This window comes from Arcicella sp., from assembly GCF_964672035.1.
In genome coordinates, this window is the sequence record NZ_CBABQS010000010.1 from 74,810 (window position 1) to 89,897 (window position 15,088).

At 38.3% G+C, this 15,088-nt stretch carries 10 protein-coding genes; 5 read left to right on the forward strand and 5 right to left on the reverse strand.

The genetic code is table 11. The features are described from left to right. Positions 1-235: 235 nt before the first annotated feature. The 5 genes from AC1W31_RS04705 (at position 236) to AC1W31_RS04725 (ending at position 7,032) form a co-directional block, all read left to right on the forward strand. The gene (locus AC1W31_RS04705) at positions 236-1,486 is read left to right on the forward strand and encodes a TolC family protein (protein WP_481733251.1); all 1,251 of its coding nucleotides are present in this window, start codon (positions 236-238) and stop codon (positions 1,484-1,486) included. Then, positions 1,483-2,415, forward strand: coding sequence for an efflux RND transporter periplasmic adaptor subunit (locus AC1W31_RS04710; RefSeq protein ID WP_481733252.1), 933 nt, complete (start codon positions 1,483-1,485; stop codon positions 2,413-2,415). Before AC1W31_RS04705 ends, AC1W31_RS04710 begins: the two co-directional genes overlap by 4 nt. A 1-nt stretch (position 2,416) precedes the next feature. Continuing rightward, positions 2,417-5,446, forward strand: a complete 3,030-nt coding sequence (locus tag AC1W31_RS04715; RefSeq protein ID WP_481733253.1) for an efflux RND transporter permease subunit — start codon at positions 2,417-2,419, stop codon at positions 5,444-5,446. 92 nt (positions 5,447-5,538) lie between these two features. Continuing rightward, the gene (locus AC1W31_RS04720) at positions 5,539-6,552 is read left to right on the forward strand and encodes a YncE family protein (protein ID WP_481733254.1); all 1,014 of its coding nucleotides are present in this window, start codon (positions 5,539-5,541) and stop codon (positions 6,550-6,552) included. 75 nt (positions 6,553-6,627) lie between these two features. Then, on the forward strand, positions 6,628-7,032 hold the full coding sequence (locus tag AC1W31_RS04725) for a PepSY-like domain-containing protein (protein ID WP_481733255.1): 405 nt from the start codon (positions 6,628-6,630) through the stop codon (positions 7,030-7,032). A 209-nt stretch (positions 7,033-7,241) separates the two neighbouring features. Here AC1W31_RS04725 and AC1W31_RS04730 read toward each other — a convergent pair whose 3' ends face one another. The 5 genes from AC1W31_RS04730 to AC1W31_RS04750 form a co-directional block, all read right to left on the reverse strand. Continuing rightward, on the reverse strand, positions 7,242-9,122 hold the full coding sequence (locus AC1W31_RS04730; protein WP_481733262.1) for an alpha/beta hydrolase-fold protein: 1,881 nt from the start codon (positions 9,120-9,122) through the stop codon (positions 7,242-7,244). 76 nt (positions 9,123-9,198) lie between these two features. Next, positions 9,199-10,311: an alpha/beta hydrolase gene (locus AC1W31_RS04735; protein ID WP_481733256.1), complete on the reverse strand. Its 1,113-nt coding sequence runs from the start codon at positions 10,309-10,311 to the stop codon at positions 9,199-9,201. 32 nt (positions 10,312-10,343) lie between these two features. Then, complete coding sequence (locus AC1W31_RS04740) at positions 10,344-11,507, reverse strand: esterase (protein ID WP_481733257.1); 1,164 nt, start codon at positions 11,505-11,507, stop codon at positions 10,344-10,346. A gap of 76 nt (positions 11,508-11,583) precedes the next feature. Further along, positions 11,584-13,674, reverse strand: a complete 2,091-nt coding sequence (locus AC1W31_RS04745; RefSeq protein ID WP_481733258.1) for an alpha-L-fucosidase — start codon at positions 13,672-13,674, stop codon at positions 11,584-11,586. A gap of 22 nt (positions 13,675-13,696) precedes the next feature. Continuing rightward, on the reverse strand, positions 13,697-15,088 hold a 1,392-nt coding region (locus AC1W31_RS04750), incomplete at its 5' end, for a glycoside hydrolase family 43 protein (protein ID WP_481733259.1).

Below are 15,088 nucleotides of genomic sequence, written 5' to 3' on the forward strand. Positions count from 1 at the left end.
AATTGAATTTGCATACCTTTGCTTTTTAGTACATAAATACACATTTCAATCCATCAGCCTAATTTAAGGGTTGAGCCATCTTTAAATATCCTATATTGTTTTTCAGGACTGGACATAAAATATTAAGTACTTCAAAAATCATTTGACCTACACTTATTAAGACAATCTGCGAAAGATTATAACTTCAACTTTCCTTCAAAATGTATTCGTTTCTTTGACCAAACAAATCATATTGATGCAAAAATTCTTGCTTTCTTGTCTTCTTACGACTTTATTATTTAATCAATCTTTTGCCCAAGAAGGTTTAGATTTTTACCTGTCCGAAGCTCAAAGCAACAGTCCGCTTTTGAAAGATTATAAAAATCAGGTGCTGTCAAATCAATTGGATAGTTTGCGTTTATTAGCCAGCTTCAAACCACAAATTACTGCTGCTACCAACAATAATTATTATCCCGCTTTGGGTTCATTTGGCTACGATAATGCCATCTCTAACGGGGGTAATTATACAGCTCAGCTTTTTGTTAATAAACCCTTGATTTCGAGGCGAAATTTGGCAAATCAACTCGAAACTATTTTCTTGCAATCTTCTGGTATTCAAGCCAATACAAAAATATCACAGCAAGATTTGAGTCGAACTATTACCACCCAATACGTTACTACCTATGGTGATTATTTACAAATAAAATTCAATCAAGAAGTATTAGAATTGTTTAAAAATGAAGAAGTAATTCTAAAAAAACTTACGCAAACTAACGTCTATAAGCAAACGGAATACTTGACTTTTTTAGTAACGCTTCAGCAACAAGAATTGCAATTAAAACGCTTGAAAATTCAGTTTTTGAATGATTTTGGCACGTTAAATTATCTCTGCGGAATTGCTCCCGAAAACAATCAGCAAACTCAAATTACTGAAATTCCCACCCCCGATATTGCCTTTCCACAACTGCCCGAAGTTAGAACCTCTGTTTTTTACCGTCCTTACGTTTTTGATAGTTTAAAAATCAGAAATAGTGACCGTCAAATTGATTTTGCCTATAAAATCAGGGGAAATGTTTTTGCTGATGGTGGATTTGTTTCCTCACTTTCGATGCAACCATACTATAATTTTGGGGCAAGTTTTGGCTTTAATGCCACCATACTTTTATATGATGGCAGACAAAAAAATTTACAACATAGCAGGAACAAAATTGCAGAACTGAACCGTCAGAATTATCGAAATTTCTTTCTAAAACAATATACGCAACAAACTTCCCAACTGTTTCAACAATTGAAATTATACGAAGATTTGAGTATAGAAATGCTCGACAAGTCAAAATATTCACAACGATTAATTGAGGCAAATAGCCGTTTAATCACCACGGGCGATGTCAGAATTGTGGATTATTTATTGGCAACGACCAATTTTTTAAATGCTAAAAATCAAATTACGTTGAACGAAATAAACCGTTTACAAATCAAAAATCAGTTAAATTATTGGAATAAATGAGCCAAACTCTAAAAAAATATTTGCTTTTTATACTGGTTTTTATAAGTATTTCAGCTTGTCATAAAACTGAAAAAGCAGTAGAAGAAACCCCAGTAGATTCCCGTACCCCCGTAACCATTACGACTGTAAATGAAGGTGAAATGCAAGATTATTTGGAACTGAATGCCACTTCGGCATTTTTACAAAAAAGTTTTGTAAAAGCCACTTCCAACGGTTATTTGCAAAGTGTTTCCACAAAATTGGGCGAGTTTGTGGCGGTCAATAAAGTGCTTTTTAGTATCAAAACAAAGGAAACCCAAGGTTTAGGCAATATTTTGAATGGCTTAGATTCAACTTTTAAATTTTCTGGAATCACCAAAATCTCCGCAACCCAAAGTGGCTACGTCACCCAATTGAATCATCAAAATGGTGATTATGTGCAGGATGGCGAACAGTTGGCGGCCATCAGTGAAATCAATAGTTTTGTGTTTTTATTGGACTTGCCTTACGAGTTACGACCTTATATTTTGAATCAAAAATCAGTGAAATTAACGATGCCCGATGGTGAAGTTTTAGCAGGAACAATCGTCCAAATGATGCCAACCGTTGATGCCATTTCGCAAACCGAAAGTGTAGTGATTAAAGTAATTTCGAAACACCAAATCCCAGAAAATTTGATTGCGAAAGTACGGATTGTAAAAAAGACGAAGATGAATGCCATATCCTTACCTAAAAAAGCCATTCTAACCGATGAAACGCAGTCGAATTTTTGGGTAATGAAAATGATTAATGCTTCAACCGCCGTGAAAATTCCGATTCAGAAAGGCATAGAATTGGGTGAAAGAGTAGAGATTTTATCGCCAAAATTTCAACGAAGCGATAAAATCTTGGTATCAGGAAATTATGGTTTGCCAGATACGGCAAGCGTGAAAATTGAGAAAGCAAACTGATATGAAAAATCCCTTTTCGACCTACAAGAGTCCAATTGCCGTGATGATGGCAATCATCATTATGGGCGGTTTTTTTGCTTACAGTAAATTGCAGACTTCGCTTTTTCCAGAAATTACTTTCCCAAAAATAAAAATAATTGCCGATGCTGGCCTGCAACCCATCAATAAAATGATGGTAACGGTAACCCGTCCCTTAGAAAATGCCATTAAGCAAGTGCCTGACTTGCAGATGATTAAAAGTATAACCAGTCGGGGAAGCTGCGAAATCTCAGCTTTTATGGATTGGGATGCGAACATAGATTTTAGTCAGCAACGGATAGAATCAAAAATTGCTCAAATTAGGAATGTACTCCCCCCTGATATTTCCATTACGGTTGAAAAGATGAATCCGTCGATTCTTCCCGTGAGTGGTTATACCCTCGAAAGCCACGACTTATCGCCCATCGAACTTAAACAATTAGCCACTTATACGATAAAACCATTTCTTTCGCAGGTGTCTGGGGTGTCAGAAATTCGGGTTATTGGCGGGAAAAATAAGGAGTTTTGGGTGGAATTGCAAACCCAAAAAATGAGTACACTCGGTATTACGCCCGATATTGTTAGTTTAGCTTTGAGCCAGACCAATATGCTCAAATCCAACGGATATTTGTCCGATTATCGTCTTTTGTATTTGACCGTAACCGATGCCCAAGCCCAAACGAAAACTGAAATTGAGAATATTGTGGTGAGTAATAATGGCAAAAGAATCGTGGTTTTGAAAGATATTGCAAATGTGCAAGTGAACGAAGCCGTGGAATACATTAAGGTAAACGCCAACGGCAAAGATGGCATTTTGATTGCCGTTATCAAACAACCCAACGCTAATTTGGTATCACTTTCGGAGGAAATGACTTTGAAAGTCAATGAATTACGAAAAATGCTACCTAAGAATGTTCAGATAAAACCGTATTATTTGCAAGCCGATTTTGTGAATGAATCCGTGAAAAGTGTGAGTGATAGTTTGTGGATTGGTTTGGCATTGGCGATTGTAGTAGCCATTATTTTCTTACGTTCTCTCAAAGCGAGTTTAACCATTTTGATAACCATACCCATTACGCTTTGTATGACCTTAATTTGCTTAAAAGTGATTGGTTATACCTTCAATATTATGACTTTGGGGGCAATTGCCGCCGCCATCGGGTTGATTATTGATGATGCGATTGTGGTGGTCGAACAGATTCACCGAAGCCACGAAGAACACCCTGACGAACCAACTGCTTCTCTTTTGCCAAGGTCAATTCAATATCTTTTTCCCGCCATGTTGGGGTCGTCCATCAGTACCATTGTGATTTTTCTACCCTTCGTGTTGATGACAGGTGTGGCAGGAGCCTATTTCAAAGTGATGACCGATACCATGATTATTACGCTGATTTGCTCGTTTTTCGTTACATGGTTGGGCTTGCCAGTGGTTTATTTGTTGCTGTCGGGGGATAGCATTTCCAAGAAAAAAGAAATCATTCACGAAGTAAAGCCGCAGCGTTGGGTAGGTTTTTTTATTACCAAACCCATTTTGAGTATTTTATTTATAATTAGTTTAATGGTGTCGGTTTATATCATTTTTCCAAAATTAGAAACAGGATTTTTACCTGAAATGGATGAAGGAAGTGTGGTCTTGGATTATAGCTCACCGCCTGGTACATCCTTGGAAGAAACGGACAGAATTTTACGAGAAGTCGAGAAAATTATCGTTAAAGTTCCTGAAGTGGAAACCTATTCCCGCAGAACGGGTACGCAGATGGGTTTTTTCATTACCGAACCCAATCGAGGCGATTATTTGATTCAGTTAAAAAAATCCAGAAATCGTAGCACAGATGAAGTAATTAGTGAAATTAGAACGAAAGTAGAAGCCTCTCAACCCGCCCTTAGAATAGATTTTGGGCAAGTCATTGGCGATATGTTAGGCGATTTAATGTCCTCTGTACAGCCCATTGAAATAAAAATTTTTGGGGATGATAAGCAAAAATTACATGAACTTTCTCGCAAAATTGCGAAGGAGTTAGAAAGCGTTTCGGGCGTTGCCGATGTCTTCGATGGCATCGTCATTGCGGGTCCTTCCATTAACGTTAAACCAGAATATGTGAAATTGGCACAGTTTGGGATTACGCCCATGAATCTCCAAAATCAACTTCAATTGGGTTTGCAAGGAACAATTGTAGGTAGTGTGTTGGAAAAAGAACGGATTACGAGCGTCAGAATGTTATATCCCGACAGTCGGAATCATTCAGTGAGTGATATTGGCAATACGAAAATATTTCTGCCAAATGGTAAGTTACAACCCATTACTGCCCTCGCCGATGTATCGCTGAGTGAAGGCGATGCTGAAATTGAACGTCAAGATTTACAAGCGATGGGCGTAGTGACGGCTCGTTTGGATAATCGAGATTTGGGAAGTACCATGAAAGAAATTCAACAAAAAATTGCCTCCAATGTGAGTTTACCAAATGGCTATCATATCCAATATGGAGGAGCTTATGCCAGCCAGCAAAAGAGTTTTCAAGAGTTATTATTGATTCTGATAACCTCCAGTTTATTAGTTTTTGGCGTGATTTTGTTTTTATTTAAGGAGCTAAAAATTGCCTTTATCATCCTCGTCGTATCCGTTTTGGGCATTTCGGGAAGTTATATGGCCTTGTTTTTTACCCATACTGCCTTGAATGTTGGTAGCTACACCGGCTTGATTATGATTGTGGGTATTATTGGTGAAAATGCCATTTTTACCTTCTTGCAATTCAAAGAATCCTTGCACAATGAACTCAGTCCGCACGATGCCATTATTTATGCGATTTCCACCCGATTACGCCCAAAATTGATGACCGCTTTGGGAGCCATTATTGCGCTTTTGCCCATTGCGTTGGGCATTGGCACCGGAGCCCAATTGCATCAACCACTCGCCATTGCGGTGATTGGAGGATTTTTAGTGGCTTTACCATTATTATTAATTGTATTACCAAGTTTATTGAGATTATTTTATCGGAAGGTAAATAAAAATTAATTCTCTAAAATGAGGTGTGGAATTATCGGTGGTAATTGGTCTTTATTTTTTAGCAAATATTTCTATTTTCACTTTTTATAACATACAACACAATGAAAAAATTCATCTTTATTTTAGGCATAATTGCCTCATTTTCAAGCATTTTATTTGCTCAAACAACCCTAATAAAATCAACCGTTATCGGGGGTGAAGGTGGTTGGGATTATCTTTCGGTTAGTGCGGAAGACCGCCGTTTGTATCTTTCTCATGGCAACCAAGTAGAGGTTTTGAATGTTGATACTCACGAAAAAATTGGTATTATTCCTGATACAAAAGGGGTTCACGGTATAGAGGCTGTCCCAGCCGTTGGAAAAGGCTTTATCACCTCTGGGCGGACCAATTCAGTGATTGTCTTTGACCTTAAAACCTTAGCCAAACTTTCGGAAATACCCACAGGAGAGAATCCTGACGCACTTTTGTACGACAAATTCTCGAATCGAGTGTTCGTTTTCAACCACAAAGGCGGCAGTGTAACGGCCATTGATGCGAGTACCTTGAAAGCAATTGAAACCATAAAATTAGGTGGTGAAGCTGCTGAAGCTGGGGTTACGGATGGCAAGGGAACTATCTTCGTAAACTTGGAGGATTTGAACGAAATTATAACCTTTGATGCCAAGAGTTTAGCTATTAAAAAACACTATAAAATAGGAGCCGGTGAAGAACCAACGGGTTTGGCAATTGATTTGAAAACGGAAAGATTATTTACCGTTTGTGGCAATAAAAAAATGATAATTTTGGATGCAAAAGATGGAAAAGTAATCGCTGAAATCGGTATTGGTGGACGTTGCGATGGCGTAGCCTATGACCCAGCTTCAAAAACGGCTTTCTCCTCAAATGGCGAAGGTACAATCACGGCGGTTCACGAAGATTCACCGAATAAATTTTCTGTAACAGAAACCATAAAATCTGCAGTTGGAGCGAGAACGATAACTTACGATGAAAAAACGCACCATATTTTTACCATATCGGCACAGTACGGTGAAACACCACCCGTTACGACCGATAACCCACGTCCACGAGCCAAAATTGTCCCAAATACTTTTATGGTAATGGAGTTTGGCAAATAGTTTTTTGAACTACAATTTCCCTTCAAAATCAGGGATTAGCTTTGGTCAATGTTTAACAATTTAATTAACAATACCATGAAAAAATTATTGATTTTGGCAATTTTTGCCTTGGCAACAATTGAAGTAAATGCTCAAAAAATGACCGCCGATAAAGTACCCTCGGCAGTAAAAGAGAACTTTGCGAAACAGTATGCAAACGTAAAAGGAGCAAAATGGGATAAAGAAGGGGCTGATTATGAGGCTTCTTTTAAAATGGATGGTAAAGATATGTCAGCAGTTTTTGATGGAAAAGGCATGGAAAAAGAAGTAGAAACCGACATTAAATTTTCAGAATTACCCATGCCAGTTCAGACGGCTTTGAAAGGTAAAAAAGTAAAAGAAGCGGCGATTATCAAGAAAGGCGGTAAAACTTTTTACGAAGCCGAAGTGGGTGGAAAAGATTTGCTTTTTGAGGCAGATGGGAAAATGGTGAAAATGTAAAATTTAAGAATAGTCATCCAAATTTATTTTGGATGACTATTTAATATGCCATTAACGAAGGCAATATGGCTCATTTATTGCCACTATAGCAGGTCTATTACGTAGAATCTCATTGACTGGTATATGCAGAATGGTTCTGATTACTTAATGTAAGACATGATTTAGATTGCCCCACACTTTTTGATGCACTCCAATGCCCTAATTCTATTTTATTTAAACAATAATTGTGAAAACATATGTAAATCATGTCGCCAAACGGGCCATGAATGCCCACCAGCATATTCGCTGTATTTGTATTTGATGCCTATATCATCAAACTTTTTCATCATGATTTGGCAATTGGCGTGAGCAATGTCCTCTTTTCCGCCTTGCGAAATCCATAATTCTTTTAGGTTTTCGTTGATGGTCGTATTATTTTTTGCCATAAATTCATACTGCGGACCAGATAATGTTGTGTTATTTGCCCACCATCCCGAACTAAATACGCCCAAATAAGCAAACATATTGGTATTTTTCATGCCTGCATAAAGCGTTTGCAAACCACCCATCGAAAGACCTGCCAAGGCCCTGTTTTTAGCATCAGTTTCTACTCTATAATTGCTCTCCACAAATGGAATTGCTCCATTTTTGAGTTCGTTTTCAAAGGCTTTAAGTTGTGGTTCGCCAAAGCCTGCCACTCCGCCACCGTTGCCATAAAAATTGCCATCAAGCATAGCAATAATCATAGGTTTGGCTTTTTGTTCGACGATAAGATTATCCAAAATCAAATCTGTTTTCCCTTGGGTAGCCCAGCCACGTTGGTCTTCGCCACCGCCGTGCAGAAGATATAACACTGGATATTTTTCCGTTGATTTATCATAACCTGCTGGCGTGTACAAATACATTTCTCGCCATGAATTACTTGCTTTTGAGAAATATTTTTTGATACGAATATCTCCGTGAGGCAGATCTTTCAAAGCATAAAAACCACCTTCTTTGTAAGGAATTTCGATACCGCTTGCTTGACGACTCATGCCATAGAAAGTTTCACTGGCTGGGTCTGCCAAAGCCACACCATCAACGATTAATGAGTAATAATGAAAACCTCGGCTAATAACATCAGTCGTTACATTCCAAAAACCGCTGGTGTCTTTTACCATATCGTATTTTTTACCCAAATCCACCTGAACTTTTTGAGCATCAGGGGCTTTAGCCTTGAAAATAACTCGGTTATCGGGCAAAATTTGAGGGTATTTTCCATTTCGAATATTTGTAACGGCAGGCGTTCCCAGAACAGTAAATTGCTCCAAAGAAGTATTATCAACTGGTTTGAATAAAAACTGCGAGAACATATACAAACCGTTTTTCCAAACTTTAAAATCATGTCCACCAGCCTCTACATAATAAATGTGCGGAACGTCGTTTTGGTACAAATAATCGTGGGTACGTTTGCTAAAACCAATAAGTCCATCAGCATCACCACAAGAGATAAACAATAGTTTTAATTTTTGCTTGGCTGCCTCAATATTGGGTACTAATTCCTGTGGAGTTTTGGTATTTGGGGCGGAAGAAAACCCTCCCACCCAAGAAAATTTATCCAAATTTCCCAAACCAAAATTAAGCGACTGACCGCCACCCATCGAAAGACCAGCAATGGCACGATTGTCTTTATCGGTGAGCGTAGGATATTTTTTTTCGATAAATGGAATTAGGTCATCCAATAAATCCTTTTCAAAAGTAGCAAAAGCCTTCACTTTGTCAGGAGCCATAATATTTCCTATCGAACGGTCATCTTTCATGGCACGGCCGTTTGGCATTACCACAATCATGGGCTGAATTTTGCCTTCGGCATAAAGGTTATCCAAAATATTTTGTGGATTTGCTCCTTTAAACCACTCTAAATGGTCGCCACCGATGCCGTGAAGTAGATAAAATACGGGATACTTTTTCTTATTGTCGAAACCTGGTGGAGTGTAAACCAATGTTTTACGTTTATTTCCAACCGTTTTGGAGTCATAAAGCACAGTATCAATCTTACCTTTGGCTATGCCTATTTTTTCGTTTTCATAGCCTTTGGGCATTTCTTTTTCCATTTTCTGTGCAAAAGTCATGTTTCCGCAAAGCAATAGAATTGCAAGTATTGAGATAATTTTTTTCACATTTTGGGATAAAAAAGACTTCAAATAATTATTTAAAAAGCATTGGGGCAAGTTCCAGTAAACTACGTCTCCAAGTAAGAAACTCGTGACCAGTTTTGTCAGAAACGTAAGACACTGCATTAAATCCAGCTTCTTTCAATTTAGAAGTAGCGTCTAATATTCTCTCGGGTTTTTCTTTACTACCAGCACTCAAAAAAATTAGTTTAACTTTTGATTTGTCCTTGATATCTTCTGGGGCGTAAATGCCACCACTTAGTAAGCCATAATAGGCAAAAGTATCTGGTTTATTTACCGTGATGGTTTTTGTTTCCATACCGCCCATACTCAAACCCGCCATTGCTCTGTGTGATTGCTTGGCAATTGTTCTGAAATTAGCATCTACATAAGGAATGAGTTCGTCCACCAAAACGGTTTGGAAAGGCTCAATTTTAAAGTCCTTCATTTTACCCCATTTCACATCATTGGTCATGCCGTAAGTATTCACAATGATAAATGGTTTGATTTTTCCTTCTGCAATCAAATTATCCATGATCAAATTAGCGTGACCCTGATTCATCCAGGCGGTTTCGTCTTCGCCCCAACCGTGCTGCAGATACAGCACTCCATATTTTTCTTTGGTATTTTTATCATAACTCGGTGGCGTATAAACAAAGGCTCTGCGTGAAGTATTCGTGCTTGGTGATGGGAAAAGAACCTGCTGCACATTACCGTGAGGAACGTTTTTTATGGCGTAAAATTCTTGGTCATGAGCGGGTATTTCAATGCCGCTTTCCCAACGGGTTGAGCCATAATAATTTAATGTTCCAGGGTCATTAAATTTTCCACCGTCAATATTTACGTTATAATAATGAAAACCTTCGTCCATCGCACCTTCGGTAGTTCCCACCCAAGTTCCGTCGTTGCCTTTGGCGAGTTTTGTGCCACCTTTTCCACCAAGCCCTAAACTTACTCTAACGCTGTCGGCTGCAGGAGCAACAATTTTGAATCGTGCAAAACCTTGCGAATTCACCATGGGATATTCTTGCTGAGGCTGATTGAGTGAAGAAGGTTTAAAGTCTTCAATAACAGCGGGTTGCTGTGCGAAACAAATACCACTTGAAATGGTGGCGAAAAAGGCAATTTTTGCGAGTATATTTTTCATTTTTTTATGAGATTATATATTTATCTTGAATATTATTTAAAAAGTACGGGCAGCGTTTCATTGAGGTATTTTTTCACATTCATCCACGTATGACCACCATCAGTTACATAGCTTTTAAAATTGATTTTCTTTTCTTTTAGATAATTTTCCCATTCCGTGGTGCCTTTGTAAAGAAAATCATCTGTACCAATTCCTGAAAAAAGTAATTTAAAATCTTTGTTAGTTTTAGCAGAATTTACGGTAATATTTGTGAAACTTTTGTCCATTTCGACAGGAGAAATGTACGAGGCATAGCTGCATACATAAGCAAATTTATCAACGTTGTTGAAAGCGGTTCTGAGCGTTTGACCGCCACCACGTGAAAAACCACCAATCGCCCGGTTTTCACGGTTATTGAGCGTTCTATAATTCTTCTCTGTAAAAGGAATTATATTAGTTATGAGGTCAGTTTCAAATAATTTTATTCGACGAAGAGCATCTTCACCATCTCGGCTCATCACATCTGATGGTTTGTCTTTACCCGTTTGTTCAGCAATTTTAGCCAAAGGATTGCCATAAGGCATAACTACAATCATCGGTTTGGCTTTGCCTTCCGCAATCATATTATCCAATATAAAGTTTACTTTTCCCACTTTCCAGAAGGTTTCTTCGGTATCAGTTGTGCCGCTTATGAGATAATAAACTGGATATTTTTTAGCAGTTTCTTTGGTATAACCTGCTGGTGTATAAACCACTATTGTACCCGTTGAACCTTCTACCGATGGATAATATTCATACGAAATTGTACCGTGTGGAACACTTTTAAGGGCATAAATAGCCGGTAAATCAGATGGTATTTCTACCAAACTTGCCTTAAAACGCTCGTTGGGAAAGAGATTTACATTGGCTGGGTCGTTTATCGTAGTACCATCAACTTTAAAACCATATGGATAAATATCAGGTTTTATGGGTCCAACAGTTACCGACCAAACTCCCTCTGCATTTTTTGTCATCGGTACATTTGTCGAACCAAATTGATTGCCATCAAGCAAAACGGTAGTAGCATTGGGTGCCAAACAGGAAAATGTAACCGTTTTATCGGGGTTTACTTTGGGTGAAACCACATAGGGTGGGCGAGGCGTTTGAGCAACAGATAAACGGAATATTGCCAGTAGGGCGAAAAATCCAAATGATTGGATAACTGTTCTGGGTTTCATAATGAATAGTTTTTTAAGATTGAAATTGATTATTTTTGGGTTATTCAAAAGATTTATTTTAACGCAATACCATATATTATTTCGTCGTAATGACATCCAATTCAGCGAAACCTGAGTCAGAACCTTCTTGCGTATTTTTCAAGGCTCGAAACTTGATGTACCTTGCCATAACGGATGCAAAATTTTTGATTTGCCAAAAAGGACTATTTTTAATGTTTGAAAATTCACCTTCACTCATAATTTTCCAATTGGAATTATCGGCTGAAACTTCAAATTGATAATGCGTGATGATGCTTGATTCCTCCCACCAATTTTGTGCAGGCAAGTAACGGAAGCCTTCCAATTGCTCCACTTTGCCCAAATCTATCACCACTTCCGCTGGCGTGGTATGACTTCTTTTTTGATGCCAAGAAGTATTCGGGTTGCCATCGAGCAGTTTATTAGCGGCTACATTTTCCGTATTGATGATTTTCCAGTTTTTACGAGAAATATCAAATTTTTCCTCGCTCGCAATGCTACTTTGTTTGGTGAAAGGGTTATAGGCAATTGCTTTTATCTCAACTTTTCCATCCTTTGTTTTTATTGGAGAAGTGTATTTGTCTGACTTGGCAGTGGGCGTATTTCCATCGACTGTATAATAAATTTCAGACTCAGCGTCTCCCGAAACAAGACTGACTAAGCCATTTTTATCTCGGGTAATAGTAGGTGGCGTAAGAATAATGGGAGCTTTATAAATTTCGATATTAGAAATGAGCGGATTACTTTTAGCCTCCAACACGTTGAATCGTAATTTTGTAGCTTCCACGGTCGGAAATCTAAGAATTCGTTTATAACCAATGGTAGTTTCTTTGGCAATTTGTACCCAATTTCCTTTGACAAAAACCTCTAAACTAAATGATTTCACTCGTTGTCCCAATGTAATTGGTTCTTGCACCAAAAAGCGATTGAATGTAGTAACTTTTCCAAAATCTAAGGTTAGCGATGCCGTTGTAATATTATCATCGGTCGCCCAATAGGTTTTAGCATCGTTATCAATGGCATTTTTTGCTCCAAAACGAATGCTTTTTCCACGGGTTTGATTAGAAGAAATTACGGTGTTTTTGGCAAGATTTTGGGCAAATTCTTCCTTCAAGGCTTTGGTAAGTCCTTGAATGGCTTTTTCATCTTTTTCGTGAATCAGTCCATTTGGCATAATTGGAAAGTTCATCAGCAAAGTGCCATTTCTACCCACTGAATTATGATAAATATCCATCAATTGAGTTAATGTTTTCACTTTCCTATCCTCACGCTCGTGATAAAACCATTCAGGACGAATAGAAGTATTTACCTCCCCTGGTACCCAAGCATTTCCATTTTCAACGCCATGTCTCAACATATCTTCCGGAACATCGCCCGTGGAATTTAGTAAACTCCAATTAGTTTCGCCCACGTAACCTGCCTCGGTACCTACCCAACGCAAATCGGCACGGTCGCCACCATCGTTCCAGATGACAATTTTGGGTTGTAGTTTACGAACCAGTTTGTAAGTATTTTTCCAGTCGTAATACGTTTTAGCATCAATTTTTCGGGTTTCATTCGCACCGCCATAATATCCAGAACCGCCATTCGCACCATCAAACCAAACTTCAAATACATCTCCGTAATTGGTTAATAGTTCGGTCAATTGGTTTCTGAAATAAGTAATATACTCAGGCTTGCCATAATCGGGATGATTTCTATCCCAAGGCGATAAATAAACGCCAAATTTCAACCCAAACTCTTTACAAGCATCGGACAATTCTCGTACAATATCGCCTTTTCCATTTTTCCATGGTGCTTTTTCAATGGGATAATCGGTGTATTTAGAAGGCCATAAACAAAAACCGCTGTGGTGTTTAGCCGTAAAAATGATGCCTTTCATTCCCGCTTCTTTGCAGATTCTTGCCCACTGTCGGCAATCTAATTTTTCAGGATTAAAAATTTTCGGGTCTTCATTACCCAATCCCCAAGCCATGTCTGTATAAGTATTGATAGAATAATGCACGAAAGCATAATATTCCATTTGTTGCCATCGCAATTGATTTTCAGTCGGAATCGGTCCAAACGGTTTTGGTGGCGTATTTTGAGAAATACCAGCAAAAGCATTAGCCAGTAAAATCAATACTTTTAAAGAAAATCTTAGTTTCATATTTTTAATAAATGAATTTCAATTACTTAATCCTAAACCAATCAAAATCAGCAAAGCCACCTATATTTATTGTAGCGTAATTGAAAAGCCCAAATCTGTATCCCATAAAATGAGGGAGCGTGTAAGGCATTTTCAACGTCTCACCAATACTTGTCCAAGTTTTGCCATCAAGGCTATAAAAGAAAGTTGCCAAATCTTTTTTATCCGTAAAATCACAACTGATTTTTAGATAAATTTTGCTTTGTTCCAAGGGTATTTTTTGAATTCCAAGGGGTTTCCCTGTGTTGGAACTCACCATAACGATTGTTTTTTTGCCGTTTTCAATTTTCACACCAACTTGTCCAAAATTTTTCTGCAAAACGCAAATTCCCGCAAAATCGCCATCTTTCATATTGCTGACATCAAGCATGGTAGCCCCTGAGCAAGTAGGCCCAAAAGTACGTTGCGTTAACGTATTGCGAGCTTGCGTAAAAGAGGTATCAACTCTACCTGTTTTGAGTCTTAAAAATCCTTTTCGTTCTGAAATTGACCAAAGATTATTGTCTGGATTATGATTCCATTGCCAAACCAATGGAAGTTTTGCTTCGCCTTTTTTGCGAGTAAATTCATCCGAATTCACGAGATTTGGCTTCAAACTTTTATTGGCTGGTAAATCTAAATTCATCGGAACCTTTCCATTTTCGCCCAAAACAGGCCAACCATCTTTCCACCCAACAGGTACTAAATACGGAATGCGACCCACGCCGCCATTGTCACGAAAAAGGTAGGAAAACCAACGACCATCTGGCGTATCAATTAGTCCGCCTTGTGCCACACCTAAATCTTGTAAGCCAATTCGACCTTCCCAAGGTCCAGTGATTTTATCGGCTCGGTGAATAATTACCGTTCTCATGCCACCACGAGGCCAACAGATATTGAAAAGATAGTATTTACCTTTAATTTTAAATAATTGCGAGCCTTCCGCACCCAGCATAATTTTATCACCCACAGGAGCAGAAGCGTTTTCTATCAACACTTTTTCTTCTGTACCTTCCATTTTTCCACTCAAATCTGATTTTAGTTCCAGAATTTTGAGTTTTCCAGCACCATAAATCAGGTAGGTTTTACCATCATCGTCAAAAAATATTGTGTGGTCGTGGTATGCAGGGGCAAATGATTGCTCTTTCCAAGGACCTTTGATATTTTTTGAAGTATAAATATGCGTTTTACCCGATGTAGCCGCAAAAGTGCTAACTATAAATTCGCCATTGTGGTAGCGGATACAACTTGCCCAAGAGCCTCGACCGTAGGTATTTTGTCCATTATTCAGGTTCATGGCATCGTTTTCTACCAATCTATCATAGCAATAGCTTTCCAGTTTCCAGTTTACTAAGTCTTTTGAACTCATTATTGGCAATCCTGGACTCATGTGCAT

Bases quoted from the DNA above. Each gene is read 5' to 3' on its own strand.
- AC1W31_RS04705 (WP_481733251.1), top strand. From the start codon at position 236: ATGCAAAAATTCTTGCTTTCTTGTCTTCTTACGACTTTATTATTTAAT.
- AC1W31_RS04710 (WP_481733252.1), top strand. From the start codon at position 1,483: ATGAGCCAAACTCTAAAAAAATATTTGCTTTTTATACTGGTTTTTATA.
- AC1W31_RS04715 (WP_481733253.1), top strand. From the start codon at position 2,417: ATGAAAAATCCCTTTTCGACCTACAAGAGTCCAATTGCCGTGATGATG.
- AC1W31_RS04720 (WP_481733254.1), top strand. From the start codon at position 5,539: ATGAAAAAATTCATCTTTATTTTAGGCATAATTGCCTCATTTTCAAGC.
- AC1W31_RS04725 (WP_481733255.1), top strand. From the start codon at position 6,628: ATGAAAAAATTATTGATTTTGGCAATTTTTGCCTTGGCAACAATTGAA.
- AC1W31_RS04730 (WP_481733262.1), bottom strand. From the start codon at position 9,122: ATGACTTTTGCACAGAAAATGGAAAAAGAAATGCCCAAAGGCTATGAA.
- AC1W31_RS04735 (WP_481733256.1), bottom strand. From the start codon at position 10,311: ATGAAAAATATACTCGCAAAAATTGCCTTTTTCGCCACCATTTCAAGT.
- AC1W31_RS04740 (WP_481733257.1), bottom strand. From the start codon at position 11,507: ATGAAACCCAGAACAGTTATCCAATCATTTGGATTTTTCGCCCTACTG.
- AC1W31_RS04745 (WP_481733258.1), bottom strand. From the start codon at position 13,674: ATGAAACTAAGATTTTCTTTAAAAGTATTGATTTTACTGGCTAATGCT.